The organism is Cupriavidus sp. GW823-FHT07A04 (genome assembly GCF_058794615.1).
In genome coordinates, this window is sequence record NZ_JBXAHA010000003.1 from 286,396 (window position 1) to 313,361 (window position 26,966).

Sequence of the window (26,966 nt, forward strand, 5' to 3'; positions counted from 1 at the left end):
GGCATTCTACCGGTTGCCGCCCTTTCACGCATCCTGCGCATCCGACGCATCCGGCGCCGCGCACGCGCCAACGCTAGGCCAGCAGCAAAGTGCGCTCCACGTCCTCCACCGCCGGCAGCGAAGCGATCACCTGGTCCAGCCGTTCGCGCAGCGCGCGGCTGGCAGGCGCCAGTGGCCGCCTGACCTCGGAACCTGCCAGCCCGCACAATGCCAGCGCGGTCTTGACCGGGGCCGGATTGGGCTCGGAGAACAGCAGCGAGATCAACGGCGCCAGGCTCGCGAACAGCGCACGCGCTTCGGCAACGCGGCCCTGCGCCACCAGTTGCAACAACCGCACGAACAGATCCGGGCGGATGTGCGCGCAAGCCGGAACCACGCCGTCGCCACCCGCTAGCAGGTGGTCCAGCATGGCCGCGTCCTCGCCGCAGAAGACCGCGAGCCGATCGTTGCCGGCCAGGGCGCGCAGCCCGGCCGCGTCACACTCCTTGACCGCGACGACGCGCGGATGCGCGGCCAGCCGCTGCACCAATGCCGGTGACATGTTGCAGCCGGTGCGCTTGGGCACGTTGTAGAGCATCAGCGGGCGCCAGGTGGCATCCGCCACGCGCTCGACATGCCAGGCAATGCCCTCATCGCCGGGCCGCAGGTAGTACGGCGGCGGCACCAGGTAGCCCGCCAGGTCGAAGCGGTCGAGCTGGCGCACCTGCTCGCAAACCACGCGGGTATCCACGCCGCCAACGCCAGCCAGCACCGGCAGCGCACCGTCCACCGCCTCCAGCACCGCGGCGGTAAACATCAGCCGCTCATCCCGCGTGAGCAAGCCACCCTCCCCGGTCGTGCCCAGGATGACCAGCCCATCCACGCCGCTGGCCACATAGTGCGCGGCCAGCCGCTGCGCGCAGGCCAGGTCCAGCTCGCCGCCCTGCATCGGTGTCACCAGCGGCAGCCACAACGTCGCGCGGCTGTCTTCGCGCAAGCCCGCCATCATCTCAGTGCGCGGCATGGTCTTGTCCTAGCACCGTGGTGACGCCGAACTCGGCGGCCGGCAGGGCCATCATGATGGCGTGCATGGCAGCGTCGCGGCCGCCGCGCTCGACCTCCACATGCAGCGTGGTCTCGCCATGGCGGTGGTCCACTTCCACCACATAGATGCGCGCCAGTTGCCCGATCGCGCGGTGCAGCGACTGGCGCAGCGCGAAGACCTGGCTCGACGCCACCGCCAGGCGCAGGCGGATCCAGCTGTGCGCGGTGTCCAAGCCAAGCGCGGGCGCGGCGGCCTTCGCGGCTTCGATGCCAGATGCGTCAAGGCGCGCGGTGCGGGATCCGGTGCGGGTAAGACGGCGGCGTGGCACGCAAGCAAAGGCCACGGCAAGGCTCGACTGTCGCATTTGAGCGGGACCCGCGCTGGGCGGGTCGTCTGTTGAAGATGCAACCATGCTATGCATGGCCGCCTCAAGTTGATGCAGTAATCGCCGCCGCCGCCATCAAAATGTCATCAAGATGGCGCGGCATGCTCAGAACGTCTTGGTGAGCGACGCGAAGGCGGCTGCCTTGCCGATATAGCGGCCAGGCACATTGGTGTAGACCGACTTGCTGGCGTTGGTGTCGATATAAGCGATCGCCAGCGCAAAGCCCTTGCCCAGGTCCTTGGTCAGCCCCAGCTTCCAGTCCGTGTACGAGGCGTCCGTGACATGCCTCACCTTCTGGTAGCCGACGTGCGCATTGAGCGTCAGGTCCCAGACGTTCAGCGGCACATTGGCCGACAGGTCCACGTAGTAGCTGTTCTTGCTGTCGTTGAAGCCGAACAGGTTGGTCACTGCGTGCGAGTATTTCAGGAACACCGGGCCGTAGCCGATGCCGCCGTACAGCTCCGTCGTGTACGGGCGTGTGTAGCCGGCCGGATAGTCGCCGGGATAGTAGTACTCCAGCACGCCCACGTCGTAGTTCCACTCGAGCCCGCCCAGCATGATGGTGTTCTTGAAGCCGCCGTAGAAATCCATCTCGATCGGCGCCGACACCTTGGCGTTGCTGTCGCCGAGCCAGCTGATGCTGGAGTTCCAGTTGCCCACGTAGAGGCCGCTCGAATGCGTGTAGTCGAACCCGCCCTGGATCGCCGGGCGACGGTTGGACTGCATCAGGCCCCGGTAGCGATATTCGCTGGCCAGCGTGACGTTGGCCGTGAAGGTGTGCGGCGACGCGTCGGCTACTGCGGCTGCATCGGGTGCGCCCTGCGCGAAGGCGGCCGGCGCGGCGAGAAGCGTGGCGCAAGACAGGGTAGCGAGGCAGGCATGCGAAACGTTGAAGCGAAGAGCAGTCATGGATAACTTGGCAATTGGAAGAACTTCGATCGGTGGACAGCCACGCATGAGGCGATGGCTGAAGCCACGGCGAACGTCAGGATGACAGTGGCCGCGGCGCGACCGGAACAGTACGGGCACGCGCCTAAAATCGGTGTCAAGAAAATACCGGCCCGCCAAGGGATGGCGTAAAAATCGTAAAGGGAACGTCCCGGCATGCCCTGGGATGAACCAACAGGTCCCGCGAGGGGGTGATACGGTTGCGCAAAAGCCGACCGGCCGGTCACCACATATCGTCAGATTCCTGTAAGCTGCGAAAAAATTGTGCGCTGCGTTCGGCCTGGCCGGGCGCATGGCAGACACAAAGGGCAGACACAAAAGAGCCAAAGACGTCCGCCCGCCTAGCAGATCAGTGGCATTGTCAGAATGAGCCGAAGCGGTTCTGGTCAGGCGCGTTGCCATGTCGTAGCGGTCGTACGACAAGCTCGCGCGCCAACACCAGAATCATTTTGACAGCGCCTCAAAGACGCCAGCAAAAGGAGAAATTGACGATGCACATCGGCATCCCGCAGGAGACGCGGGCAGGTGAGACTCGTGTCGCCGCCACCCCGGAGACGGTCAAGAAGTACGTGACCCAGGGCCATCAGGTCATCGTCCAGTCGGGAGCCGGCGTACGCGCCAGCGTGCCGGACTCGGCGTATGAGGCCGTCGGTGCCACCATTGGCAACGCGGCGCAAGCCTTCGGCGCGCAGTTGGTGCTCAAGGTCCGCGCCCCCGTCGATGCCGAGCTCGCGCTGATGAAGCCGGGCGCCGTGCTGGTCGGCATGCTCAATCCCTTCGACGCAGAGAACAACGCGCGCATGGCGGGCGCCACGCTGACCGCCTTCGCGCTGGAAGCCGCGCCGCGCACCACGCGCGCGCAGAGCATGGACGTGCTCTCTTCCCAGGCCAATATCGCCGGCTACAAGGCCGTGCTGGTCGCCGCGCATCATTACCAGCGTTTCATGCCCATGCTGATGACCGCCGCCGGCACCGTCAAGGCGGCCCGCGTGCTGATCCTCGGCGCCGGCGTGGCGGGCCTGCAGGCCATCGCCACCGCCAAGCGGCTGGGCGCGGTCATCGAAGCCTCCGACGTGCGTCCCGCCGTCAAGGAACAGATCGAATCGCTGGGCGCCAAATTCCTCGATGTGCCTTTCGTCACCGACGAAGAGCGCGAGATCGCGCAGGGCGTGGGCGGCTATGCCCGCCCCATGCCACCCGACTGGATGCGGCGCCAGGCTGAACTGGTGCACGAGCGCGCCAAGGCCGCCGACATCGTCATCACTACCGCGCTGATCCCGGGCCGCCAGGCGCCGGTGCTGCTCAAGGAAGAAACGGTGCAGGCGATGAAGCCGGGCTCGGTGGTGGTCGACCTCGCCGCGGCGCAGGGCGGGAACTGCCCGCTGACGGTGGCTGACGAAGTGGTGGAACGCCACGGTGTCACGCTGATCGGCCACACCAACCTGGCCAGCATGGTGGCGGCCGACGCGTCGGCGCTATATGCGCGCAACGTGCTCGACTTCCTCAAGCTCGTCATCGACAAGGAAGGCCAGTTCACGCTGAACCTGGAGGACGATATCGTCGCCGCCTGCCTGATGTGCAAGGACGGCCAGGTGGTCCGCGGCGCTTCCTGAAGCGGCAGCGGGCCCGCCGCGGCCCGGTCGCTTTAGAATGGGGCCAGGCGGTTCCGGCCAGGTGCACGGTAGCGCGCCTGCCACTATCGGGCTGTACTGCCGGTGCGGCTGGCCGATACCCAGACCCCGGAACCATTCCAAGTGGCCCGTCAGGACTCAACCCCAGGGGCTACCCTACAAGCTCATCCAGCATCAACCAAGGACGTATCACCCATGCAACGCATCATGCTCCGCGCCAAGCTCCATCGTGTCACCGTGACACAGGCGGACCTCAACTATGAGGGATCATGCGGCATCGACGAGAATCTGCTCGAAGCGGCCGACATGAAGGAGTTCGAGAAAATCGAGCTATACAACGTCAACAATGGCGAGCGCTTCTCCACCTACATCATCAAGGGCGTGCGCGGCAGCGGCGAGATCTCGCTTAACGGCGCGGCCGCACGGCGCGCGCACCTGGGCGATCATCTCATCATCTGCACCTACGCGCCGATGAGCGATGAAGAGATCGCCACCTACAAGCCGAAGATCATCCTGGTGGACGACAACAACGCCATCAAGGAAATCAAGAAGGTGTAAGCGGATGAGGACATCGCGCCGGGAGCCAACGCCGGTGCGATGCCCGCATCCGGCATGCGATTTTCGGATTCAGCCGTACCGTCGCCCCTGGGGTGAGGGTACCTACGCGACAGACGACAACGCGGCACCAGGCGGGGCATCGATGCAGTGGGCGCTCACAGGCGCCTGGCCAGGCAAAAGAACACGGGACAACCGCGCAGCAAGGCATTCAAGCAACGGAGGAGAAGTCGATGGAAATGGTGAACCACACGGTGATCAACCTGATCATCTTCGTGCTGGCGATCTACGTGGGCTACCACGTGGTCTGGACGGTGACGCCCGCCCTGCACACCCCGCTGATGGCCGTGACCAATGCGATCTCGGCCATCATCATCGTCGGCGCCATGCTGGCCGCCGGCCTGACCGAGGGCCCCGTGGGCCGCACCATGGGCACACTGGCGGTCGCGCTCGCCGCAGTCAACGTGTTCGGTGGCTTCCTGGTGACGCAGCGCATGCTGGAGATGTTCAAGAAGAAAGAACCCAAGGCCAAGGCCGGCAAGGGTCATGAGGAGGGCGCCAAGTGAGCATGAACCTCGTCACCCTGCTCTACCTGCTCGCCTCGGTGTGTTTCATCCAGGCGCTCAAGGGCCTCTCGCATCCCAGCTCCGCGCGGCGCGGCAACGCCTTCGGCATGATCGGCATGGCCATCGCCGCGGTGACCACGCTGGTGCTGATCGCCAAGCTCAAGAACGAGTTCCTGGCCATCGGCGCGGGCCAGTCGTCGGTCGCCGAAGGCATGGCGCTGATCTTCGGTGCGCTGGTGGTTGGCGGCGGCATCGGTGCCTACGTGGCAAGAAAGGTCGAGATGACCAAGATGCCCGAACTGGTGGCCGCCATGCACTCGCTGATCGGTATGGCCGCGGTCTGCATCGCGGTGGCCGTGGTGGCCGAGCCGTCGGCGTTCAGCATCACGCCGCCGGGCTCGCACGATATCCCGTTTGGCAACCGCATCGAGCTGTTCATCGGCTGCTTCGTCGGCGCCATCACCTTCTCCGGTTCGGTGATCGCCTTCGGCAAGCTGTCGGGCAAGTACAAGTTCCGCCTGTTCCAGGGCGCGCCGGTGTCCTTTGCCGGGCAGCACCTGCTGAACCTGCTGCTGGCGGTGGCCATGATCGGCTTCGGCATCATCTTCTGCCTGTCGCAGGACTGGCTGCCCTTCCTGCTGATGCTGGCGATCGCCTTCGTGCTGGGCGTGCTGATCATCATCCCGATCGGCGGCGCCGACATGCCGGTGGTGGTGTCGATGCTGAACTCGTACTCGGGCTGGGCCGCGGCGGGCATCGGCTTCTCGCTGAACAACCCGATGCTGATCATCGCCGGCTCGCTGGTGGGGTCCTCCGGCGCCATCCTCTCGTACATCATGTGCAAGGCCATGAACCGTTCGTTCTTCAACGTGCTGCTCGGCGGCTTTGGCGGCGCGCCCGCGGCGGCCGCTGCCGGCGGCCAGGCGCAGCGCAACGTGAAGTCCGGCTCGGCCGACGACGCGGCCTTCCTGATGGGCAATGCCGAGACCGTGATCATCGTCCCGGGCTACGGCCTGGCGGTGGCACGCGCGCAGCATGCGCTCAAGGAACTGACCGAGAAGCTGGTCGAGAAAGGCGTGACGGTGAAGTACGCCATCCACCCGGTGGCGGGCCGCATGCCGGGCCACATGAACGTGCTGCTGGCCGAGGCCGAGGTGCCTTACGACCAGGTCTTCGAAATGGAGGACATCAACAGCGAGTTCGGCCAGGCGGATGTGGTGCTGGTGCTGGGCGCCAACGACGTGGTCAACCCGGCCGCCAAGACCGATCCCAACTCGCCGATTGCCGGCATGCCGATCCTGGAAGCCTACAAGGCCAAGACCATCATCGTGAACAAGCGCTCGATGGCCGCTGGCTACGCGGGCCTGGACAACGAGCTGTTCTACATGGACAAGACCATGATGGTGTTCGGCGACGCCAAGAAGGTGGTGGAAGACATGGGCAAGGCGGTCGAGTAAGCACGCCGGAAGCACCAGATACGGGCATCCGCCCGTATCTGCCGCCACGAAGAGCGCGACACTGTCGCGCTTTTTTCCATCTCGCCGAGGTCCGGTTGCGCGCGAGCGCGAGCGCGCTATACTGGTTTCCGGTCACCGGCCATGGCACGCGCCGGTCACCCAAAAAGGGCCAGGTGTAGTCCAGCGCGGTGGGCCGCTCCGAACCGATCCGTCCGCTGGCCTTGCCGCGCCGGATCTCCAGCCGCGCCAAACCACCCGCCCGAAGTATCTGCCGACAGCGGAGCCGAACGCAACATGACATTCAACCCCCAGGACAGGAATCTGTCGGTCTTCCATCACCCGATCCTCACGGTGCTCGTCGACGACAGTAAATCGTTCATCGACAGCCTGGCGTTCCAGATGGATCCGTCGCGGCCGGTGGTGACCTTCACCGACCCCCGCGAAGCCCTGCAATGGATCCGCGAGACCTACACCACACGCTCGACCGGCTTCCTGCCCGTGCGGGTCACGCATGACGACCTGACCTTCCTGACCGAGCGGCGCACCGTGCAGCTCGATATCGACCGCATCTACCGGCAAATCCACGACTACAACCGCTTTGTGCAGCCGGGCGTGATCGTGGTTGATTATTCGATGCCGCAGATGAACGGGCTGGAGTTCTGCCAGGCCCTGCAGGACCTGCCGTGCAAGACCATCCTGCTGACCGGCACCGCCGACGAAGGCATTGCCGTGCAGGGCTTCAACCATGGGCTGATCGACCGCTACGTGAAGAAGCACGACAGCAACATGGTCGAGCGGCTGGACCAGGAGATCGACGCGCTCCAGCAGCAGTATTTCGCCACCCTGTCGCGCACGCTGCGCGACCTGCTGACGCGCCACTCGTTTTCCTTCCTGTCGGACCCCGCGATCTGCGAGCGGGTGCGCCAGGTCACCGCGCGCTACGGCTTTGTCGAGTACTACCTCTACCCCAACCCGGCCGGCATCCTGATGCTGACGGCGCAGGGCCAGGCCACGCTGATGGTGATCGAGACACGCGCCGGCCTGATCAACCAGGTGGAATCCGCGGAAGCTTACGATGCGCCGGCGGCCCTGATCGAGGGACTGCGCGAGGGCCGCATCGTGCCTTTCTTCTGGCCAGGCAATGGCATGTACACGCCGGCCTGCATCGACTGGGAGCAATATTGCCTGCCGGCCGAGCGCTGCGAAGGGCGTGAGGATTATTTCTACGCGCTGTTCGACCTGCCGCGCCATCTGCTGCAGGAGCCGGTGGTCAGCTTCCAGGGCTTCCTGGACGATTTTGCCCGTCACCCCGAGCGGGTCACCGGGCGCGCAACGCGCTAAGCCAGGCAGCGCAGGACAGGCTCGCTCTCCTGCGCTTGCCGCATCAGGCCGAAGGCTGCGCCGGGGCGTTGCGGTTGCCGCCTCGCACCATGTCGAAACGGAACAGCCGGCATTCGATATTGCCGTTGTACAGCGGCGTGCGGCGCGACTCCTTGAGCCGCAAGCGGCGCGGCAGCGTCAGGTCGCCAGTGAACACCCATGCCTGCCAGCCCGCGAAATGCTGCTTGAGCGTGGTGGCAAAGGCGCTGGCGAACTGATTGGCGGCCTCGTCATCGATCTCGTCGACCGGTGCTTCGTCCATCGGCCGCCGGCGTTCTCCCCGCACGGCAATCCGCTCGCCATACGGCGGGTTCATCAACATCAGGCCGGGTGCCGCGAACGGCGGCTGCGCAAAGCGCGCATCCACCTGCTTCAACCGCACTTCGCCGGGCAAGCCCGCGCGTTCCCAGTTGGCTTGCGACATCGACAGCAGGTCCGTGGAAATATCGCTGCCGGCGAGTTCCAGAGGCTCGGACGCGACGCGCTTGCGCGCGGCCTCCTCGTCATCCCGCGCAGCCGCCTTCAGCGCATTCCATGTCTTGTTGTCGGCGCCCTTCAGGCGCTCGAAGCCAAAGCTGCGGTTCGCGCCAGGGGCCAGGCCAAGGGCCACCTGGGCCGCTTCCACCAGGAAGGTGCCGCTGCCGCACATCGGATCGTAGAACGGGCGTTCGGTCTGGCCTGGCACCCATCCGGCCAGGCGCAGGATGCCGGCAGCCAGGTTTTCCTTCAGCGGCGCCTCGCCCTTCTCCAGGCGCCAGCCCCGCTTGAACAGCGGATCACCCGAGGTGTCGAGGTAGAGCGTGCAATCGTGCTCGGTCAGATGGGCATAAATCCGCACATCCGGATTCACGGTATCGACGCTGGGCCGCTCGCCCGAGCGCTCGCGCATGGCGTCGCAAACGCCGTCCTTGATACGCAGGGCGATGAAGTTCAGGCTCTGCAGCGGCGAGCGATGGGACGTGACGTCCACCCGGAGCGTCTCATCCGGCGTGAACCAATGATCCCAGCGCTGGGCGCGCACCAGGTCATAGATGTCGTCTTCGCGCCGGTAGCCGCGGTTGGCGACCCGCATCAGCACCCGGCTAGCGATGCGCGAATGCAGGTTGACTGCGTAGGCCGCGGCCATCTCGCCCGAGAAAGTGACGCCACCGGGCATTTCGCGATGGACCTGGATGGGGGCGAGCCTGGCCAGGCCGGGCCGGGCTGCGATCTCGTGCAACTCTTCGGCAAGTGCGCTCTCGAGGCCGCGCGGGCAGGAGGCAAAAAAGGCTTGGGACATGGCTTGGGAATTCCTGCAAACAAAAACGTCCGCCGTAGCGGACGGGGTCGGATAGCGCGCAGTGTACCGCGCTCCGGGGCTTCAGCCCGCCGCGAGGGCGCGATCGAGGAAGTCCAGGCGGTCCTGGCCCCAGAAAGGCTGGCCGTCATAGACGTACCACGGCGCGCCGAACGCGCCGACGGAAACCGCGTCCTGGGTGTGCTGCGTATAAGCGGCCTGGACAGCCTGCGCGTCGCTCGCCTTGAGCAGCGCCGCGCCTTCCAGGCCGATGCTGTCGGCCAGCTGCGCCAGCGTGGCGGCGTCAGCGATATTGCGTTGCTCGGCCCACAGGGCGCGGCCAATGGCGCCGATCAGCTCCATCGCGCGGGCGGTGCCATGGGCCAGCTGCACGGCGATGACCAGCTTGCTGGCGGCGTCGCCGGAGACCGGGAAAAAGGTCGGCTGCGGGTTCAGCGGCAGGCCGAGAAACTCGCTCCAGCGGGCCAGCTCGACCAGGCGGTAGGCCTGGCGCTGCGGCGGACGCTGCGCCAGCGGCAAGCCACCCGAAACAGAGAACACGCGGCCCAGGTCGCAGGGCTTGAGATTGACTTGCACGCCATGCTTGGCTGCAATCGCGGTGAAGCGTTCGTGGCCAAGGTAGACGAAAGGCGATTGCGGGGTGAGATAGTAGTCGACCTGCTTGCTCATCATGTCCTCTGGACGGAGTGGGGCGAGACAACCGCGCGGTGAACGCGGCAATGCTGCGTGAAACGAATGAAATACGATACGAGAAAAAACCCAAACCCGGCGGCCCGCACAGGCGATGCGCGCGGCCGCCGGCCAATGCGCGTCAGAACGGCTTGACCACCACCAGGATCACCACCGCCAGCAGCACCAGCACCGGCAACTCGTTGAACCAGCGATAGAAGGTGTGCGAGCGCGTATTGCGCCCGCCCTCGAACTTCTTGAGCAGCACGCCGCAGCCATGGTGATAGCCGATCAGCACCAGCACCAGCGCCAGCTTGGCATGCATCCAGCCCTGCCCCGGACCGCGCCCGATCCCGTAGCCGATATACAGCCACAGCCCGAACACCAGCGCCGGCACCGCCAGCATGGTCATGAAGCGGTAGAGCTTGCGCGCCATCAGCAGCAGGCGCTGCACGCTGGCCGGCTCGCGCTCCATGGCGAGGTTGACGAAGATGCGAGGCAGGTAGAACAGGCCAGCGAACCAGGAGACAACGAAAACGATGTGCAGCGCTTTAACCCAGAGCATCTGGCCTTTTTTCTGGTTAGGTTCCCATGGGAACGCATGGGAACGGTGAAACGGTGGGGCTGCGCGACGGGAGGCGGCACGGGACGCGTGCCGCCAGCCCGCTCAGGTACGGATCTCGCCGTGGCCGAACACCACGTACTTCAACGAGGTCAGGCCTTCCAGACCGACCGGGCCGCGCGCGTGCAGCTTGTCGTTGGAGATGCCGATCTCGGCGCCCAGGCCGTACTCGAAGCCATCGGCAAAGCGCGTCGACGCATTGATCATCACGCTGGCCGAGTCCACCTCGCGCAGGAAGCGCATGCCAGTGGTGTAGTTCTCGGTGATGATGGAATCGGTATGCGCCGAGCCATAGGTATTGATGTGCTCGATGGCCTCGTCCAGTCCGGCCACGGTGCGGATCGCCAGCACCGGCGCCAGGTACTCGAGCCGCCAGTCTTCTTCGGTGGCGTCGACCAGGCCGGTGAAACCGGCGGCTTCCAGCGTGGCGCGGGTGGCGGCGCACACGCGCAGCTCCACGCCCTTTTCCTGGTAGATGCGGCACAGCGGCGGCAGCGCCGCGGCGGCGACATCGCGCGCGACCAGCAGCGTTTCCATGGTGTTGCAGGGCGCGTAGCGCTGGGTCTTGGCGTTGTCGGCAACGCGCACCGCCTTGTCCAGGTCCGCGTCGACATCGATATAGACGTGGCAGATGCCGTCCAGGTGCTTGATCATGGGCACCCGCGCTTCTGCCATCAGGCGCGCGATCAGGCTCTTGCCGCCGCGCGGCACGATCACGTCGACGTATTCGGTCATGGTGATGAGGCGGCCAACCGCGGCGCGGTCGGTGGTCGAGATCACCTGCACCGCTTCGGGCGGCAGGCCGGCGGCGGCCAGGCCCTCGGCCACCAGGGCGGCGAGCGCGGTATTGGAATCGATCGCCTCGGAGCCGCCGCGCAGGATGGTGGCGTTGCCCGACTTCAGGCACAGCGCGGCTGCGTCGATGGTCACGTTGGGACGCGACTCGTAGATGATGCCGATGACGCCCAGCGGCACCCGCATCTGGCCCACCTGGATGCCGGTGGGACGGAATTTCATGTTGCTGATCTCGCCGATCGGGTCCGCCAGCGCGGCGATCTGCTCCAGGCCGGCGGCCATGGTGTCGATCGCCTTGTCCGAGAGCGTCAGGCGGTCGATGAAAGCGGCGTCCTGGCCGTTGGCGCGGGCACGCTCCACGTCGCCGGCGTTCACGGCTTTGAGGTGCGCGGCGTCGCGGCGGATGGCGGCGGCGATGGTCAACAGCGCGCGGTTCTTGTCCGCGGTGGAGGCGCGCGCCATGGCGCGGGAGGCGGCGCGGGCCTGCTGGCCGACGCGGTCCATGTACTGCTTGAGATCGAGCTCGTTCATATTCCTGGCCAGGGGACCCGGCCCTCAATGCTTGGTTTAGCTTTTTTTTGTCGGCTACGGCTGGCTATGCGGGTCGCTGGCAGTGATCTCCAATGACCGCGCTACCGGCTACCGGCCTGCGGGCTTACCGGGCGATGGTCAGCGCCAGCTGCAGCAGGCCATCCCAGGGCTCGGCCGGCATGCCTTTGGCGCGCAGGCCCTTGACCTGCCGGTCCAGCTTGGCGGCCATGCCCAGCGCGGCTTCCAGCTGCGCCAGCGAGAGGCGCTGCGCGGCCTGCGGCACCAGCTTTTCGCGCGGGCCCCAGATACGCAGTTCACGCGTCAGGACACCAATCTGCTTGCCTGCCGCCAGCCCTTGCCGGACCTTGGATAATACGCGAATTTCCTCGGTCAGCGCCCACAGCACCAGCACCGTGGCCTCGCCCTCCCCGCGCAGCCCTTCGAGCATGCGCACCAGGCGCGGCACGTCGCCGCTGAGCATGGCTTCGGAGAGCTTGAAGACGTCGTAGCGGGCCACGTTGAGCACCGCATCGTGCACCTGCTCGAAGGTCAGCGGACCAGCGGGATACAGCAGTCCGAGCTTCTGGATTTCCTGGTGAGCGGCCAGCAGGTTGCCTTCGACCTTGTCGGCGATGAACTGCAGCGCGCGCCGCCCCGGTTCACCGGGCTCGACCCGCTGCTGCTGCAGCGCCAGCCGCTCGCCGGCCCAGGCCGGCAGCCGCGTGCGGTCGACGGAATCGACCTTGATCGACACGCCGGCGGCGTCCAGCGCCTGGAACCAGGCCGACTTGGCCGTGGCGAAGTCCAGCCGCGGCAGCGTGATGAACATGACCACGTCCGGCGAAGGCTGGGCAGCCACCGCGCGCAGCGCCTCGCCGCCGTCCTTGCCGGGCTTGCCGGAGGGAATCCGCAGCTCGACGATCTTGCGATCGCCGAACAGCGACATCGATTGCTGCGCCTGGACCACGTGGCCCCAGTTGAAGCCGCGCTCGGAGGACAGCACCTCGCGCTCCGTGAAGCCGGCCTCGCGCGCAGCCTGGCGCAGGCGGTCGACCGCCTCTAGCACCAGCAGGTGCTCGTCGCCATGCACCACGTAGAGCGGTGCCAGGCCGCGTCCCTTGGCCTGGCGCAGGTGCGCTTCGAGTCCGTCGAGCTTGAGCTGCATGCCGTGCGCTTCTTTCCTCTGTCCTTGCCTATTGAGCTTGTCTGGCCGGCGCTTCTCGCGCCGCTCAGATGGCCTTGACCGCGCTCAGCCGGCGAATCAGCTGCTGCACGATGTCACGCTGCATGTCGCGATAGAGCTGCTGCTCTTCGTAATCCTTGGCCAGCGTGTTGGCTTCGTTGTAGGTCAGGTCGCGCGTGAGCACCAGCTGCGACGGCGCGATCAGCTCCTGGCCGCCGGCGTCACGCAGGCGGAAGGTGAAGCGCTGCGTCAGGCGGTACTCGCGCACCACGCCAGTGGTGGTGATCGACAGCACCGTCTTGGTACGCGTATCCTGCAGCACATCGAGCAGGGCGTCCGCTTCTTTCGGGTCGGTCACGATCTGCGTGTCCGATCCGTTGCGGATGGCGCGGCGCAAATCGGAGCCCATCAGCGTATTGGGCGGAATGCTCACATACAGCCGCTTGAATGCAAAGTCCGCGTTGCCGCGCATGTGAAACCCGCAGCCGCCCAGCAGGCCGGCCAGCAGCAGCGTGGCCAGGACCTTGCGGCGGCCCTGCAGCGGTCGATCCAGCTTCTGTCCATCCATGTGGGCAGCTCCCTTGTTGGCTTCTCTGACGCTAGTTACAGCGTCACGTTAAAGAACCACATTAACGAGGCGGCCCGGGACCACCACGATCTTCTTCGGCGCGGCGCCGTCAGCGAACTTGGCAACGATCTCGCTGGCGGCAGCCATGGCCTCGATGGCGGCGCGGTCGGCGTCGGCCGGCACCTTCAGGCTGCCGCGCACCTTGCCGTTGATCTGCAGCACGAGGTCCAGCTCGCTTTGCACCAGCGCGGATTCGTCCACCTGCGGCCAGGCTGCGTCGAGCAGATCGCCGTACTGCGTGGCGTAGCCAAGCTCTTGCCACAGCCCGTGGGTGACGTGCGGCACCACCGGATACAGCACGCGCAGCAGGATGCCCAGGCCCTCGCGGCGCGCGGCGGGCGTGGCCTGCTTGGCGTCTTCCAGCGCGTTGAGCATCTTCATGGTCGCCGACACCACGGTGTTGTACTGGATGCGCTGATAGTCGTAGTTGGCCTGCTTGAGCACGCTGTGGATCTCGCGGCGCAGCGCTGCGTCGGCGTCGCCGGATGGCACGGCATTGCCCGCCGCCGCAATCGCCTCGGCGTTGGCATAGCCGTAGTTCCACACCCGGCGCAGGAAGCGCGAAGCGCCCTCCACGCCCGAGCCGCTCCACTCGAGCTGCTGCTCGGGCGGCGCGGCGAACATGACGAACAGGCGCGCGGTGTCGGCGCCGTATTGGTCGATCAGGGCCTGCGGGTCAATGCCGTTGTTCTTGGACTTCGACATCTTCTCCACGCCGCCGATCACCACCGGCTGGCCATCCGCCTTGAGCACGGCGCCCAGCGGGCGGCCGCGCTCATCGGTGCTGACGTCGACTTCGGCCGGGTTGAACCAGGTCTTCTTGCCCGCCGCGTCTTCGCGGTAGTAGGTATCGTTGAGCACCATGCCCTGCGTGAGCAGGTTGGAGAACGGCTCGTTGAACGTGACCAGGCCCATGTCGCGCATGACCTTGGTCCAGAAGCGGGCGTACAGCAGGTGCAGGATCGCGTGCTCGATGCCGCCGATGTACTGGTCCATCGGCATCCAGTAGTCGTTGCGCGCATCGACCATGGTGGCCGCGTCCGGGCAGGTATAGCGCATGTAATACCAGCACGAATCGATGAAGGTATCCATGGTGTCGGTCTCGCGGCGCGCCGGCTTGCCGCACGACGGGCAGGTGCACGCGAGGAAACGCGGATCCTTGGCCAGCGGGTTGCCGGTGCCGTCCGGCACCAGGTCTTCCGGCAGCACCACCGGCAGGTCTTGCTCCGGCACCGGCACCACGCCGCAGTCGTCGCAATGGATCAGCGGGATCGGCGTGCCCCAGTAGCGCTGGCGCGAGATGCCCCAGTCGCGCAGGCGCCAGGTGACCTTCTTCTCGCCCAGGCCCTTGGCACCGAGATCGGCTGCGATGGCTTGCACCGCAGCCTTGTAGTCCAGGCCGTCGTATTTGCCGCTATGGATGCAGGTGCCGTGCTCCTTGTCGCCATACCACTCCTGCCAGGCTTCGGTGGAGAACGGCTGGCCCTTTTTGGCGTCAACCATATCGACCACTTGCTTGATCGGCAGGCCGTATTTGTTGGCAAAGGCAAAGTCGCGTTCGTCGTGCGCGGGCACGCCCATCACAGCGCCGTCGCCGTAGCTCATCAGCACGTAGTTGCCAACCCACACCTCGACCTGCTCGCCGGTCAGGGGGTGCGTCACCTTCAGGCCGGTGGGCATGCCCTTCTTTTCCATGGTCGCCATATCGGCTTCCATCACCGAGCCGTGCTTGCACTCGTTGATGAAGGCGGCCAGTTCAGGATTGGTCGCGGCGGCATGGGTGGCCAGCGGGTGCTCGGCGGCGACCGCGCAGAAGGTCACGCCCATGATGGTGTCGGCGCGCGTGGTGAACACATAGAGCTTGCCGTCGCCGATCAGCTTGCCGTCGTCACCGGCGATGGCATGCGGGAACGCGAAGCGCACGCCCACGCTCTTGCCGATCCAGTTCTGCTGCATGATCTTGACGCGCTCGGGCCAGCCCAGGTCGTCCAGGTCGCCGAGCAGTTCCTCGGCGTAGTCGGTGATGCGCAGGTAGTACATCGGGATCTCGCGCTTTTCAACCAGCGCGCCCGAGCGCCAGCCGCGCCCATCGATGACCTGCTCGTTGGCCAGCACGGTCTGGTCGACCGGATCCCAGTTCACCGTGCCAGTCTTGCGGTAGGCGATGCCCTTTTCCAGCATCTTGAGGAACAGCCACTGGTTCCAGCGGTAGTAGTCCGGGCTGCAGGTGGCGACTTCGCGCGACCAGTCGATGGCCAGGCCCATCGACTGCATCTGCCGCTTCATTTCAGCGATGTTGTTGTAGGTCCAGGCCGCCGGCGCCACGCCATTGTTGAGCGCGGCGTTTTCCGCCGGCATGCCGAACGCGTCCCAGCCCATCGGCATCAGCACGTTGTGCCCGTTCATGCGCAGATGGCGCGCCATCATGTCGTTGATGGTGTAATTGCGCACGTGGCCCATATGCAGCTTGCCCGACGGGTAAGGCAGCATCGAGCAGGCATAGAACTTCGGCTTCTCGCTGCCGTCGGCCAGCTTCGCCTCTTCCGATACGCGGTAGGCATCGATGGCTTGCCAGTGTTGCTGGGCGGCTTGTTCAACGGCTGAGGGAAGGTATTTGTCTTGCATGTTCAGGACAACGGCGCGGTGCGTCGGCGTGCGAAAAGCGTGGAAAAGATAAGCGGCGGGCAAGCCTTGCGGCGCCCGCCTGCGCTGGAACGGCGAAAGTGCCGATTATAACCGTCGGCACTTGCGGCGCAGGGCGTGCCGGGGGCCTTACTTCAGGCCAAGCACGTCCTGCATGTCGAACAGCCCGGTGGGCTTGTCGGCGAGAAAGCGCGCCGCGCGTAGCGCGCCCTCGGCATACGACTGACGGCTGGACGACTTGTGCGTGATCTCGATGCGCTCGCCGGTGCCGGCGAACATCACGGTGTGGTCGCCCACGATATCGCCGCCGCGCACGGTGGCAAAGCCGATGGAATTGGGGTCGCGCGGGCCGGTGTGGCCTTCGCGGGCAAACACGCCGCAGGTCTTCAGATCGCGGCCCAATGCCTTGGCCACCACCTCGCCCATCGCCAGCGCGGTGCCCGACGGGGCATCTACCTTATGGCGGTGGTGCGCCTCGATGACTTCGATGTCGTAGCCGGAAGACAGCAGCTTGGCGGCAACTTCCAGCAGCTTGAACGTGGCATTGACGCCCACGCTCATATTGGCGGAGAACACTACGCCGATGTGCTTGGCAGCCTCGGCGATGGCGGCACGGCCGGCGTCGTCAAACCCGGTGGTGCCGGTGACCACCTTGACGCCCAGGCGCTTGGCCGCTGCCAGGTGCACGAGCGTGCCCTCGGGCCGGGTGAAGTCGATCAGGCAGTCGGCGCCAGCGAGGGCAGTCTCGATATCCGAGGTGATCACCACGCCCGTGGTGCGGCCCAGCAGCAGCCCGGCATCCTGGCCCAGCGCCGGGGCGCCCGGCACATCCAGCGCGCCCGACAGGGTGACGCCTTCGGTGGCGAGTACGTGTTCGATCAGCATACGGCCCATGCGGCCGGAGGCACCTGCGATGGCGATATTCATGGCGTGTCAGCAGTCAAAATACAAGCCGGCCGCGTGACGCGGCCGGCATTCGGGCCTGAAGGCTCAGTTGGTCGGGCTGGCGGGGCCACCGGCCTCGGCGGATGAGGCTGCGGCAGCCGGCGCTGCCGGCGCAGGCGCTGCGGCGGGAGCGGCATCCGTGGCTGCGGCCGGGGCGGCAGCCGCTTCCGAAGCCGCGGCAACGGTCTCGGCCGGTGCCTTGGGCGTCGGTACCTTGCCCGCCTGCATGGCCTTCATGCCGTCGATTTCGGCAATCAGCTCGTATTCGGACGGCAGCTCGTCGCCACCGAACTTGACCAGCTTGTCGCCATCGAAGAACACGGTATAGCGGCGCTGCTGCACCACCGGCGTATTGCCGCGGCGGAACGAGAACACGTAGTCCCAGCGATTGCCGTGGAACACATCGGCCAGCAGCGGCGTGCCGAGCAGGAACTTGACCTGCTCGCGCGTCATGCCTTCACGCAACTGCGCGGCAGCTTCACGCGAGACAAAGTTGCCTTGCACGATATTGATACGGTACGGCGTGATCGCGTTGGCGACCTTGCGCGACGTATTGTCATAGGTGGAGCACGCAGCCGTTAGCAGGGTAGCTGCAGCCAGCACAGTAGTAACCAGCGTCGGACGCATGGCGGACGAACGAAATGAACGCATGTATCTCGCTTCTAGAAGGGAGAGAAAAGTGCCGATTCAGGCCCTCACGGCGCTTACCATGAGGCGGCAGCGGCGATGGATCATCGCGAGCGCAGCCTAGGGCAGGTGACCGAGCCCCGGGCAACCGCCGGGGCGACTTTTGCCGCCAAAACCCTTATGATTCAACTATCCAGACATTGTACTCTAGGGAGTCACGCCCATGCCGAGTCCGGCGGACCTCAAAAATATCGGTCTTAAAGCGACCGTACCGCGTCTGAAGATCCTCGAGATCTTCCAGACCAGCGAGCAGCGCCACCTCAGCGCTGAAGACGTTTACCGCATCCTGCTCAACGAACAAATGGATATCGGCCTTGCGACCGTCTATCGCGTGCTGACCCAGTTCGAGCAGGCTGGACTGCTGTCGCGCAACAACTTCGAATCCGGCAAAGCCATTTTCGAGCTGAATGAAGGCAAGCATCACGACCACCTGGTCTGCATCGATTGCGGCCGCGTGGAGGAATTCTACGACTCCGAGATCGAGCGTCGCCAGCAAAGCATCGCAACCGAGCGCGGCTTCGCGCTGCAAGAACACGCATTGTCGCTCTATGGCAGCTGCACCAAGCACGAGTGCCCCCACCGGCCCAAGCGCTAAGCCAGCCGCGGCCTGCCCCGCGAACATAAAAAAACCGGCGCCAGCGCCGGTTTTTTTTATTTCAAGCCTGCTTCACGATTCCGTATGATCCTGCTCGGCAACGATGTGCAGGCCGCGCGCAACCGCCGGCACGCCGACGAATTCGCCCACGACCTGGCGGAACAGCCCGCGTGCCCACACCAGCATCGGGTGGGTGTTGCGGCTGCGGTGCCAGAACATGTTCAGGCCCAGCGTGGTGTTAAGTTCCGCCGGCAAGGGGAAGGCCTTGAGGCCGTAGGTCTCGCAAGCCATGTCCTTGGTCAGCGCATTGACCGTGAAGATCATGTCGGTCTGCGCGGCCAGCTCCGACTGTGCGCGCCAGGAATGCACCGTCAGCGTGGCATTGCGCTTTAGCCCGCGCTGCTGCAACGCGTAGTCCAGCGGGATCAGCGACGGTGCCGGACGGCCATTGCCGCCCGAATGCGCCATGAAGATGTGGCCGCAGTCGAGATACTGCTCGAGCGTGCAGGTGCCCTTGAGCACCGGATGGTTTTTACGCGCGCAAACCCAGAGGTTGAGCGACGTCACCATCTCTTCCACGATTTCGGGGTGCCGGGTCGGGAATGGCGAGAACGCCAGGTCCAGCTCGTTGCCGCGCATGGCGGCCACATCCGACTCCCAGGAATGGGATTCGACCAGCTTGATATGCAACTCCGGCGCCAGTTGCTTGATGCGCAGGATAAAGCGGTTGAAGACCGTATCGCCCAGCTCGGCGGCAAAGCCGATGTTAAGGGTGCCGGTGGCGGTGGCGGGGTCGAAATTATCGGCGTCGCCCTCGTTGATCGAGGACCACAGGTCCAGCATGTCGCGAATCTTCGGCCCCAGTTCCAGGGCTCGCGGTGTCGGCGTCAGGCCGTGAGGCACGCGGATGAAGAGGGGATCGTCGAAAATCTCGCGAAGGCGGCCCAGCGAATGCGAAACCGCAGGTGCGGTCATATGCATTTTTTCCGCGACATAGGTCGCGTTTCGCTTGCTGAGCAGCTCGGTAAAAATCACGAGCAGCTTGGTATCCACATTCACCATGATCTCACCCAGGTTGGATTGGGAATTGGGAATGACCGTATCGTCACTTGCATTGGCTGCACATTGGTGTTTCCAGCACTTTCACAGTGTAAGAGCAAAGCGGGGAACGGAACAGGAATTCCGCGCCAGCCCCTTGCACCGTGCCGGCCTTCGTCCTTTTGCCAGGATCCTGGCAAAAGGACCCGCCTAGGCTTCCGATAGCTGGAGTTGCAAGCAGACGACAAGGCGGTATCCCAGGGAATGCCGCCTTGTTCCGTGCGCAAACCAACCTATCCCGGCAAACTTACTTGGCGACCACGCGAGCCATTTCCAGCACCTTGTTGGAATAGCCCCACTCGTTGTCGTACCAGCTCACGATCTTGACGAAGGTCGAGTCCAGCGCGATGCCGGCTTCCGCGTCGAAGATCGAGGTGCGTGCATCGCCGCGGAAATCCGTGGCAACCACCTTGTCTTCGGTGTAGCCCAGCACGCCCTTGAGCGCGCCCTGGCTCTGTGCCTTCATTTCGGCGCAGATCTCGGCGTAGGTGGCACCCTTTTCCAGTTCGACGGTCAGGTCGACCACCGACACGTCGGAGGTCGGCACGCGGAACGACATGCCGGTCAGCTTCTTGTTCAGCTCGGGAATCACCACGCCCACGGCCTTGGCAGCGCCAGTGCTCGACGGGATGATGTTTTCCAGGATGCCGCGGCCACCGCGCCAGTCCTTGTTGGAGGGGCCGTCGACGGTCTTTTGCGTGGCGGTGGTGGCGTGCACGGTGGTCATCAGGCCGCGCTTGATGCCCCACTTGTCGTTCAGCACCTTGGCGACCGGCGCCAGGCAGTTGGTGGTGCAGCTGGCGTTGGAGATGATCGCTTCGCCCTTGTACGTGCCGTGGTTCACGCCGTACACGAACATCGGGGTGTCATCCTTGGACGGTGCCGACATGATCACCTTCTTGGCGCCCGCGTCGATGTGCTTCTGCGCGCCTTCCTTGGTCAGGAAGATGCCGGTGGATTCGATCACCACGTCGGCGCCGATCTCGCCCCACTTCAGTTCGGACGGGTCCTTGACTGCGGTCAGGCGGATTTTCTTGCCATTGACGATCAGGGTGTTGCCGTCGACCGACACTTCGCCGTCAAAGCGGCCGTGCACCGAGTCGTACTTCAGCATGTAAGCCAGGTAGTCGGGCTCGAGCAGGTCGTTGATGCCGACGACTTCGATTTCCTTGAAGTTGGCGGCGGCGGCGCGGAACACCATGCGCCCGATGCGGCCGAAGCCGTTGATGCCGATCTTGATGGTCATGTTTATCTCCTGAGTAGGCTAACGATCGATGGATGCGGGAAAGCGTCTGCCGGCCCGCGCGGCCGAGTCGACCGCTGCGCGGGCCCGGGAATACCTGTTACTGACCGAGGGTGTCGCGCACGGTGCGCACGACGTTCTCGACCGTGAAGCCGAAGTGCTTGAACAATACGCCAGCGGGAGCCGATTCGCCGAAGGTGTCGATGCCCACCACGGCCTGGACCTGGTACTTCCACCAGAAGTCCGTCACGCCTGCCTCGACCGCCACGCGCGGCACGCCGGCCGGCAGCACCGATGCCTTGTAGGCGGCGTCCTGCTTGTCGAATACCGTGGTTGCCGGCACCGAGACCACGCGCACGTGCACGCCGTCAGCAGCCAGTTGCTCTGCGGCACCCACGGCCAGGCCGACTTCCGAGCCGGTGGCGATGATCACGGCATCCGGACGGCCGGTCTTGGGATTGTTGCCAGCGCGCAGCACGTAGCCGCCCCGCGCGATATTGGCGCGGGTGGTGTCGTCACGCGTCTGGAACGGCAGGTTCTGGCGGCTGAAAATCAGGCAGCTCGGGCCGTTCTCGCGGCGCACGGCCTGGGCCCAGGCCACCGCGGTTTCGGTCGTGTCGGCGGTACGCCACACATCCATATTGGGGATCAGGCGCAGGCTGGCGACGTGTTCGATCGACTGGTGGGTCGGGCCGTCTTCGCCCAGGCCGATGGAGTCGTGGGTGAACACGAACAGCGTGCGGATCTTCATCAGCGCCGCCATGCGCAGGGCATTGCGGCTGTAGTCGGAGAAGGTCAGGAAGGTGCCGCCGTAGGGGATGTAGCCACCATGCAGCGTGATGCCGTTCATGATGGCGCTCATGCCGAACTCGCGCACGCCGTAGTTGATGTGGTTGCCCCAGGCATCGCCGCGCACGGCCTTGCTGCCGGACCAGTTGGTCAGGTTGGAGCCGGTCAGGTCGGCCGAGCCCCCCAGGAATTCCGGCAGCACCGGCGCGAGCGCCTCGATGGTGTTCTGGCTGGCCTTGCGGGTAGCGATGGTTTCCGCCTTTTCCTCGCACTTGGCCAGGAAAGCGTCCACGGCAGCGTCAAACGCGCCGGGCAGCTCGCCGCGCATGCGGCGCTGGAATTCGCCGGCTTCGTACGGGAAGCGCTCCGCATAAGCCTCGAACAGCGCGTTCCAGGCCTTTTCCAGCGAACCGCCGCGGGCCTTCGCATCCCATGCCGTATAGACTTCGGCCGGGAGTTCGAACGGGGCGTGGGCCCAGCCCAGCGCCTCGCGCGTGGCCAGGATTTCGGCGCCACCAAGCGGCGCGCCATGCACATCGTGGCCGCCTTCCTTGTTGGGCGCGCCCTTGCCGATCAGGGTACGGCAGCAGATCAGGGTCGGACGGTCGCTGTGCTTGGCTTCGGCGATGGCGGCATCCACGGCGGCGGCGTCATGGCCGTCCACCGCGCGAATCACATTCCAGCCGTAGGCTTCGAAACGCTTCGGGGTGTCGTCGGCGAACCAGTGCACCACGTCGCCGTCGATCGAGATGCCGTTGTCGTCCCAGAGCGCGACCAGCTTGTTCAGCTTGAGCGTGCCGGCCAGCGAGCAGGCCTCGTGGCTGATGCCTTCCATCAGGCAGCCGTCTCCCAGGAACACATAGGTGTGGTGGTTGACGATGTCGAAGCCCGGGCGGTTGAATTCCTCGCCCAGCAGGCGTTCAGCCAGCGCCATGCCGACCGCATTGGTCAGGCCTTGGCCCAGCGGGCCGGTGGTGGTTTCCACGCCCGGGGTGATGCCGTATTCCGGGTGGCCTGCCGTCTTGCTGTGCATCTGGCGGAAGTTCTTCAGTTCGGCCAAGGGCAGGTCGTAGCCGGTCAGGTGCAGCAGCGCATAAAGCAGCATCGAGCCGTGGCCGTTGGACAGCACGAAGCGGTCGCGGTCAGCCCACTTGGGGTTGCTCGGGTTATGCTTCAGATGACGGCCCCACAGCGCAACCGCGATATCCGCCATGCCCATCGGCATGCCGGGGTGGCCTGAATTGGCCTGCTGGACGGCGTCCATGGCCAGGACGCGGATGGCGTTGGCCATGAGTTGGACGGGCTGCGAAGCGTGCGGACTGGCGGCGGGATGAGCGAGGTGAGACATGCGGCGGGAACCTGGCGGCGGGAAAAGCGCAATTTTACCAGATCAAAGGGGGGAGTTAGGCCACCCGGCGGCCCCGCCTGGCGGCCATCTGCAATGGACCGAATGGCTTTCCCCAGGCGTTGGCACCACCTTGGGCCAGATTCGGCTGCTCGCGGCAATGCGCTCGCCGTACCAGCAAATCGAGATTGGCGAGCATCCCCGCTTTGGCCGGATCTTCCGCCTCGATGGCCGCATCATGAGCGCGGAAGCGGACGCCTTCATCCAGCATGAGCTGATGGTGCACCCCATGGCCGTGGCCCATGGCGCGGCACGCTCCGCGCTGGTGGTGGGTGGCGGCGACGGCGGCTCGGCGCATGAATTGCTGCGCCTGCCCTTCATGCGCGAGGTGGTGGTGGCCGAACTCGACCCCGATGTCGTGACGCTGGCCCGGGCCTGGCTGGACGGCATCCACCAGGGCGCCTTCGAGGATCCACGCGTGCACCTCGCCATTGGCGACGCGCTGGGCTTGATGGAAGCCTTTGGCCGTGCGGGGCGGCAGTTCGACCTGATCGTATTCGATCTGACCGAGGCCGACGACGGCAGCCCGGCGGCTGCGCTCTTTTCCAACCACGGCCTGCAAACCGCCCGGCGCTGCCTGGCGCCCGGCGGCGCGCTGTCCCTGCACCTTGGCCCGCCGGAACACCGCCCCGATTCGGTCCGCGTGCTCGCCGCGCGCTTGCGGCAGTGCTTTGCGCAAGTCCACCCCATCACCACCTTCATCCCCGTCTACGGCGCGCAATGGGCCATCGCGCTGGCCAGCGACACCCTCGACGTGCGCGGCGCCGATGCCGCGCAGCTCGATGAGCGGCTGCGCGCCTGGAAGCTCGACCGCAAGCTGCGCTGCTACCACGCCGCGCTCCATCCGGCCTTGTTCGCCCTGCCCCTGCACCTGCAGGCGCTTTTCGACAGCGCCTGCGCACCCGCGTAAGATGCTCGCTCGCACCGCGAGTCTTGCCGCCCAGGCAAGCCCCGCGCGGCTTCCCGTAACCAGGAGACGATCATGACAAGACCGGCCAACACCCCCTGGCTCACCCCCTACCTGACGGTGGGCAACGGGCGCAGCGCGCTCGACTTCTATCACCGCGCCTTCGGTTTCAGCGCGGGGAACGTGGTCGACGAAAACGGTGTGCCGACCCACGCCGAGATGCACTACCAGGGCGAGCTCGTCGTGATGTTCGCGCCCGAAGGCGCCTGGGGCAGCACCGCGCGCGCGCCCCGCTCGCTCGGCGTCGAATGCCCGCAGACGTTCTACGTCTACTGCGACGACGTCGATGCCATGCACGCGCGCGCCGTCGCCGCCGGAGCGGTCAGCCTGATGGCGCCCGCCGACCAGTTCTGGGGCGACCGCTACTGCATGGTCGAGGATCCTGATGGCTACCGCTGGGGCTTCGGCAAGCCGGTGGACAAAGCCGCCGGCAAGAACGAGGACGGATCCGCCTGATGCCGCCTCGCTTTTTCATTGATGCCACGTTGGCCGCCGAGACCGACATGCCGTTGCCTGAAGCCGTGGTGCGCCATGTCCAGGTGCTGCGGCTCAACCCAGGCGACGACATCACCCTGTTCGACGGGCGCGGCGGCAGCCATGCGGCTACCCTGGTCGAAATCGGCAAGCGCCATGCGCTGGCGCGGATCGGCAGCCACGATCCGTTCGAGGCCGAGCCGCCGTTCCGCGTCACGCTGGCGCAGGGGCTGGCGGGCGGCGACAAGATGGACTGGCTGATCGAGAAATCCGTCGAGCTTGGCGTTGCCGCCATCCAGCCGCTGCAGGCGGCCCGCTCCGTGGTCCGGCTCTCGGGAGAGCGGGCGCAGAAACGCCAGGCGCACTGGCAGGCGCTGGTCGAGGCCGCATGCGAGCAATGTGGGCGCAATCGCTTGCCGGAGGTCGCACCGGTCGCTAACGTGGAATCCTGGTTGGGCCTGCAGGCAAAGCCTGCCGCGGCCCAGGATGGGGCACGGCTGCTGGTATCGCCGCGGGCCTCGCAGTCGCTGGTATCGTTTGCCACCGAGCAGCGCAATGCGTTGCTGGACCGCGGCGTGACACTGCTGATCGGGCCCGAAGGCGGGCTGGCGCCGGACGAGGAGGCGGCGGCGCTGCGCGCCGGTTTCACGGGCGTGTCACTCGGGCCGCGCATCTTGCGTACGGAAACAGCCGGGCTTGCCTGCCTGGCCACGCTCAACGCGGTACTGGGCGGATTTTGACGGCACCCGGGCCATCCCGGCCCGGCGCCACACTCACCGGAAGGAGTCGATCATGGGACTACTCGATAGCGTGCTGGGCGGAGTGCTCGGGCAGCGCGGCAGCGGCGACGCGGGCGCTGGCGGCCTGAACCCCAAGATGATGATGGCGCTGGGGCTGCTGGCCATGCTGGCCATGCGCCATAAGGGCGGGGAGAGCAGCGGCGGCGGCGCGCAGGATCCGGCCTCGGCAGGCGCGGGAGGCCTCGGCGGCCTTGGCGGACTGCTCGGCGGCCTGATGGGCGGCGGCGCGGCCGGTGGCGCACCAGGCGGCCTCGATCTGGGCGGATTGCTCGGCGGGCTGCTGGGCGGCCAGGCCGGCGGCGCGCCCGCGCTGGGCGCGGCGGCCGGCGGCATCGGCGCCTTGCAGCAGGTCCTGGCCCAGGCGGGCCTGGGCGAACAGGTCAACTCGTGGATCGGCACCGGCGCCAACCAGGCGGTCTCGCCGTCCGCGCTGGCCAGCGCACTGGGTGGTACCGGCGCGCTGGAGAGCCTGGCCGAAAAGACGGGCCTGTCCCAGGACGATGTCGCAGCCCATCTCAGCGAAGGGCTGCCGGAGCTGATCGACAAGCTGACGCCGCAAGGCCAGGTACCGCCGGCGGCGTAACCCCGCGCCCTGCCGGCAAAGCAAAAGGCCCGCTGCTAGCGGGCCTTTTTTTATCATGCTGTCTTCGCTACAGGCGGCTGGCGCTCAGGCGAAGGAGTAGAACACGCGGAACTGCACCTTGCGCTCGGCCCAGAACTCGGCCGCATCACGGAACACATCGAGCAAAACCTCGCGCCCTTCCTTGTCGAACTTCTGCGCAATCGGCAGGCCTTCGAGCACGATCACGAAGCCGGGCTGCGGGCCCGCCTTGTAGATCAGGTCGGTCAGGCAATCGGCCAACGCATCGAAATTCTTGCCGAAATGCTTGGGAAAGAGGAAGTTGGTGGCGATGGTTTCCAGCACTTCCGCCTTGCTCTGGCAGTGTGCGCAGTTCGCATACAGGAAATGCTGGCCCAGCTCCACCGCGGCCTGCGCGAGTTCGGGCACGCGAAACGCGCGGATCGACTGGACGATGTTTGGACGCACCGTCTTGAACAGGGTCATGGCTCCCTCTTGGCTGCCGTCAGTGCCGGCTGCGGGAACGGGTGCGAGCGGCGTTTGTTGCGAGAGCTCGTTGCGGGGCATCGTCAACACGTTGTCGTAAAGATTCTGGGCCTGGGTCTGGGCCCGCTGCCAGCCATCTCCGGCGCCGCGCTCTTCGCGGGCGGCAAGGGCGTCGCCCAGTCCGAAAATGTCAGTCATCATTTGGCTATCCGTTTGAAACTGTTGTAGTGGTCGTCCGTGTAGTAACAGTCGTTGGTGGCGCGTTGATCACCGCCACATACGATCCGTCGTGCTCCTCGATTTCGGCTATTTGTCTTCACCGTGTATTCGCGGTAGTAATTGCGCGACCTTTGCGGCAGGGCGCGCTCGTAGTTGCCGAACCTCGAGCCATCCTTGGCGTAGGGAAACGGGCCACCCGCTTCGATCCGCTCCAACGTGGACTGTGCCTCGTTGGGCAACTGTTGTACTGCGATGGTTCCCGTGCCGTCATCGGCCGCCTGGCGTGCCAGCACCGGCTGCGCCAGCGCGCACGACAACGCCACGCCTGCCAGCACCCGGCTTGCCACTCGCGCCAGACCGGCGA

27 protein-coding genes are annotated in these 26,966 nt (G+C 65.8%); 10 read left to right on the forward strand and 17 right to left on the reverse strand.

Features of this window, described 5'->3' with window-relative positions:
* Positions 1-73: 73 nt before the first annotated feature.
* From dapA to AC1Q7Q_RS07100, 3 genes are all read right to left on the reverse strand, one after another.
* Complete coding sequence (gene dapA / locus AC1Q7Q_RS07090) at positions 74-1,003, reverse strand: 4-hydroxy-tetrahydrodipicolinate synthase (RefSeq protein WP_492372947.1); 930 nt, start codon at positions 1,001-1,003, stop codon at positions 74-76.
* The gene (locus AC1Q7Q_RS07095; protein WP_492372946.1) at positions 990-1,388 is read right to left on the reverse strand and encodes a hypothetical protein; all 399 of its coding nucleotides are present in this window, start codon (positions 1,386-1,388) and stop codon (positions 990-992) included. Before AC1Q7Q_RS07095 ends, dapA begins: the two co-directional genes overlap by 14 nt.
* Positions 1,389-1,514: 126 nt before the next feature.
* Positions 1,515-2,318, reverse strand: coding sequence for a TorF family putative porin (locus AC1Q7Q_RS07100; protein WP_492372945.1), 804 nt, complete (start codon positions 2,316-2,318; stop codon positions 1,515-1,517).
* Positions 2,319-2,848: 530 nt separating this feature from the next.
* On the opposite strand from AC1Q7Q_RS07100, the gene AC1Q7Q_RS07105 reads away from it, so the two are divergent.
* The 5 genes from AC1Q7Q_RS07105 (at position 2,849) to AC1Q7Q_RS07125 (ending at position 7,907) form a co-directional block, all read left to right on the forward strand.
* The gene (locus tag AC1Q7Q_RS07105; protein WP_492372944.1) at positions 2,849-3,970 is read left to right on the forward strand and encodes a Re/Si-specific NAD(P)(+) transhydrogenase subunit alpha; all 1,122 of its coding nucleotides are present in this window, start codon (positions 2,849-2,851) and stop codon (positions 3,968-3,970) included.
* Positions 3,971-4,183: 213 nt separating this feature from the next.
* Complete coding sequence (gene panD, locus AC1Q7Q_RS07110; RefSeq protein WP_006157598.1) at positions 4,184-4,546, forward strand: aspartate 1-decarboxylase; 363 nt, start codon at positions 4,184-4,186, stop codon at positions 4,544-4,546.
* A gap of 230 nt (positions 4,547-4,776) precedes the next feature.
* Entirely contained in the window at positions 4,777-5,109 is a 333-nt protein-coding gene (locus AC1Q7Q_RS07115; protein WP_045240719.1) for an NAD(P) transhydrogenase subunit alpha part 2, read from the forward strand.
* 2 nt (positions 5,110-5,111) lie between these two features.
* Positions 5,112-6,566, forward strand: a complete 1,455-nt coding sequence (locus AC1Q7Q_RS07120; RefSeq protein WP_492372980.1) for an NAD(P)(+) transhydrogenase (Re/Si-specific) subunit beta — start codon at positions 5,112-5,114, stop codon at positions 6,564-6,566.
* Between the two features lie 294 nt (positions 6,567-6,860).
* Positions 6,861-7,907, forward strand: a complete 1,047-nt coding sequence (locus tag AC1Q7Q_RS07125; RefSeq protein ID WP_492372943.1) for a response regulator — start codon at positions 6,861-6,863, stop codon at positions 7,905-7,907.
* 43 nt (positions 7,908-7,950) lie between these two features.
* Here AC1Q7Q_RS07125 and AC1Q7Q_RS07130 read toward each other — a convergent pair whose 3' ends face one another.
* The 9 genes from AC1Q7Q_RS07130 to AC1Q7Q_RS07170 form a co-directional block, all read right to left on the reverse strand.
* A complete protein-coding gene (locus AC1Q7Q_RS07130; RefSeq protein ID WP_150985939.1) occupies positions 7,951-9,225 on the reverse strand; it encodes a THUMP domain-containing class I SAM-dependent RNA methyltransferase in 1,275 nt (424 codons plus the stop codon).
* Positions 9,226-9,306: 81 nt separating this feature from the next.
* Positions 9,307-9,912, reverse strand: coding sequence for a 2-hydroxychromene-2-carboxylate isomerase (locus tag AC1Q7Q_RS07135; protein ID WP_043349543.1), 606 nt, complete (start codon positions 9,910-9,912; stop codon positions 9,307-9,309).
* A gap of 142 nt (positions 9,913-10,054) precedes the next feature.
* Positions 10,055-10,477, reverse strand: coding sequence for a CopD family protein (locus tag AC1Q7Q_RS07140; protein ID WP_150985938.1), 423 nt, complete (start codon positions 10,475-10,477; stop codon positions 10,055-10,057).
* 102 nt (positions 10,478-10,579) lie between these two features.
* Entirely contained in the window at positions 10,580-11,860 is a 1,281-nt protein-coding gene (locus AC1Q7Q_RS07145; protein ID WP_183035257.1) for a glutamate-5-semialdehyde dehydrogenase, read from the reverse strand.
* Between the two features lie 124 nt (positions 11,861-11,984).
* Positions 11,985-13,025: a DNA polymerase III subunit delta gene (gene holA, locus AC1Q7Q_RS07150; protein WP_492372942.1), complete on the reverse strand. Its 1,041-nt coding sequence runs from the start codon at positions 13,023-13,025 to the stop codon at positions 11,985-11,987.
* A gap of 64 nt (positions 13,026-13,089) precedes the next feature.
* Positions 13,090-13,611: an LPS-assembly lipoprotein LptE gene (locus AC1Q7Q_RS07155; protein WP_052494686.1), complete on the reverse strand. Its 522-nt coding sequence runs from the start codon at positions 13,609-13,611 to the stop codon at positions 13,090-13,092.
* Between the two features lie 48 nt (positions 13,612-13,659).
* Positions 13,660-16,296, reverse strand: coding sequence for a leucine--tRNA ligase (gene leuS, locus AC1Q7Q_RS07160; protein ID WP_492372941.1), 2,637 nt, complete (start codon positions 16,294-16,296; stop codon positions 13,660-13,662).
* Positions 16,297-16,443: 147 nt separating this feature from the next.
* Complete coding sequence (gene dapB / locus AC1Q7Q_RS07165) at positions 16,444-17,241, reverse strand: 4-hydroxy-tetrahydrodipicolinate reductase (RefSeq protein WP_492372940.1); 798 nt, start codon at positions 17,239-17,241, stop codon at positions 16,444-16,446.
* A 63-nt stretch (positions 17,242-17,304) separates the two neighbouring features.
* On the reverse strand, positions 17,305-17,910 hold the full coding sequence (locus AC1Q7Q_RS07170; protein ID WP_492372939.1) for an outer membrane protein assembly factor BamE: 606 nt from the start codon (positions 17,908-17,910) through the stop codon (positions 17,305-17,307).
* Positions 17,911-18,109: 199 nt separating this feature from the next.
* On the opposite strand from AC1Q7Q_RS07170, the gene fur reads away from it, so the two are divergent.
* Entirely contained in the window at positions 18,110-18,541 is a 432-nt protein-coding gene (gene fur, locus AC1Q7Q_RS07175) for a ferric iron uptake transcriptional regulator (protein WP_043349559.1), read from the forward strand.
* Between the two features lie 72 nt (positions 18,542-18,613).
* Here the strand turns inward: fur and AC1Q7Q_RS07180 are convergent, their stop codons facing one another.
* The 3 genes from AC1Q7Q_RS07180 to tkt all read right to left on the reverse strand — a co-directional run bounded on the left by AC1Q7Q_RS07180 (position 18,614) and on the right by tkt (position 23,019).
* Positions 18,614-19,603, reverse strand: a complete 990-nt coding sequence (locus AC1Q7Q_RS07180; RefSeq protein WP_150985932.1) for a LysR family transcriptional regulator — start codon at positions 19,601-19,603, stop codon at positions 18,614-18,616.
* 283 nt (positions 19,604-19,886) lie between these two features.
* Positions 19,887-20,885 carry a type I glyceraldehyde-3-phosphate dehydrogenase gene (gap, locus tag AC1Q7Q_RS07185; protein WP_043349563.1) on the reverse strand — a complete coding sequence of 333 codons (999 nt, stop codon included), beginning with the start codon at positions 20,883-20,885 and terminating at the stop codon, positions 19,887-19,889.
* A gap of 97 nt (positions 20,886-20,982) precedes the next feature.
* On the reverse strand, positions 20,983-23,019 hold the full coding sequence (tkt, locus tag AC1Q7Q_RS07190) for a transketolase (RefSeq protein WP_492372938.1): 2,037 nt from the start codon (positions 23,017-23,019) through the stop codon (positions 20,983-20,985).
* Positions 23,020-23,149: 130 nt separating this feature from the next.
* On the opposite strand from tkt, the gene AC1Q7Q_RS07195 reads away from it, so the two are divergent.
* The 4 genes from AC1Q7Q_RS07195 to AC1Q7Q_RS07210 all read left to right on the forward strand — a co-directional run bounded on the left by AC1Q7Q_RS07195 (position 23,150) and on the right by AC1Q7Q_RS07210 (position 25,900).
* The gene (locus AC1Q7Q_RS07195; protein WP_416049677.1) at positions 23,150-23,986 is read left to right on the forward strand and encodes a spermine/spermidine synthase domain-containing protein; all 837 of its coding nucleotides are present in this window, start codon (positions 23,150-23,152) and stop codon (positions 23,984-23,986) included.
* Between the two features lie 72 nt (positions 23,987-24,058).
* Positions 24,059-24,499, forward strand: a complete 441-nt coding sequence (locus AC1Q7Q_RS07200) for a VOC family protein (protein WP_174422983.1) — start codon at positions 24,059-24,061, stop codon at positions 24,497-24,499.
* On the forward strand, positions 24,499-25,257 hold the full coding sequence (locus AC1Q7Q_RS07205) for a 16S rRNA (uracil(1498)-N(3))-methyltransferase (protein ID WP_492372937.1): 759 nt from the start codon (positions 24,499-24,501) through the stop codon (positions 25,255-25,257). Before AC1Q7Q_RS07200 ends, AC1Q7Q_RS07205 begins: the two co-directional genes overlap by 1 nt.
* Positions 25,258-25,309: 52 nt before the next feature.
* The gene (locus AC1Q7Q_RS07210; RefSeq protein ID WP_492372936.1) at positions 25,310-25,900 is read left to right on the forward strand and encodes a YidB family protein; all 591 of its coding nucleotides are present in this window, start codon (positions 25,310-25,312) and stop codon (positions 25,898-25,900) included.
* A gap of 84 nt (positions 25,901-25,984) precedes the next feature.
* On the opposite strand, the gene AC1Q7Q_RS07215 is transcribed toward AC1Q7Q_RS07210, so the two are convergent.
* Positions 25,985-26,584: a barstar family protein gene (locus AC1Q7Q_RS07215; protein WP_492372935.1), complete on the reverse strand. Its 600-nt coding sequence runs from the start codon at positions 26,582-26,584 to the stop codon at positions 25,985-25,987.
* Positions 26,581-26,937 (reverse strand): guanyl-specific ribonuclease, encoded by a 357-nt coding sequence (locus AC1Q7Q_RS07220; RefSeq protein ID WP_318230911.1) that lies wholly within the window; start codon positions 26,935-26,937, stop codon positions 26,581-26,583. Before AC1Q7Q_RS07220 ends, AC1Q7Q_RS07215 begins: the two co-directional genes overlap by 4 nt.
* Positions 26,938-26,966 lie beyond the last annotated feature (29 nt).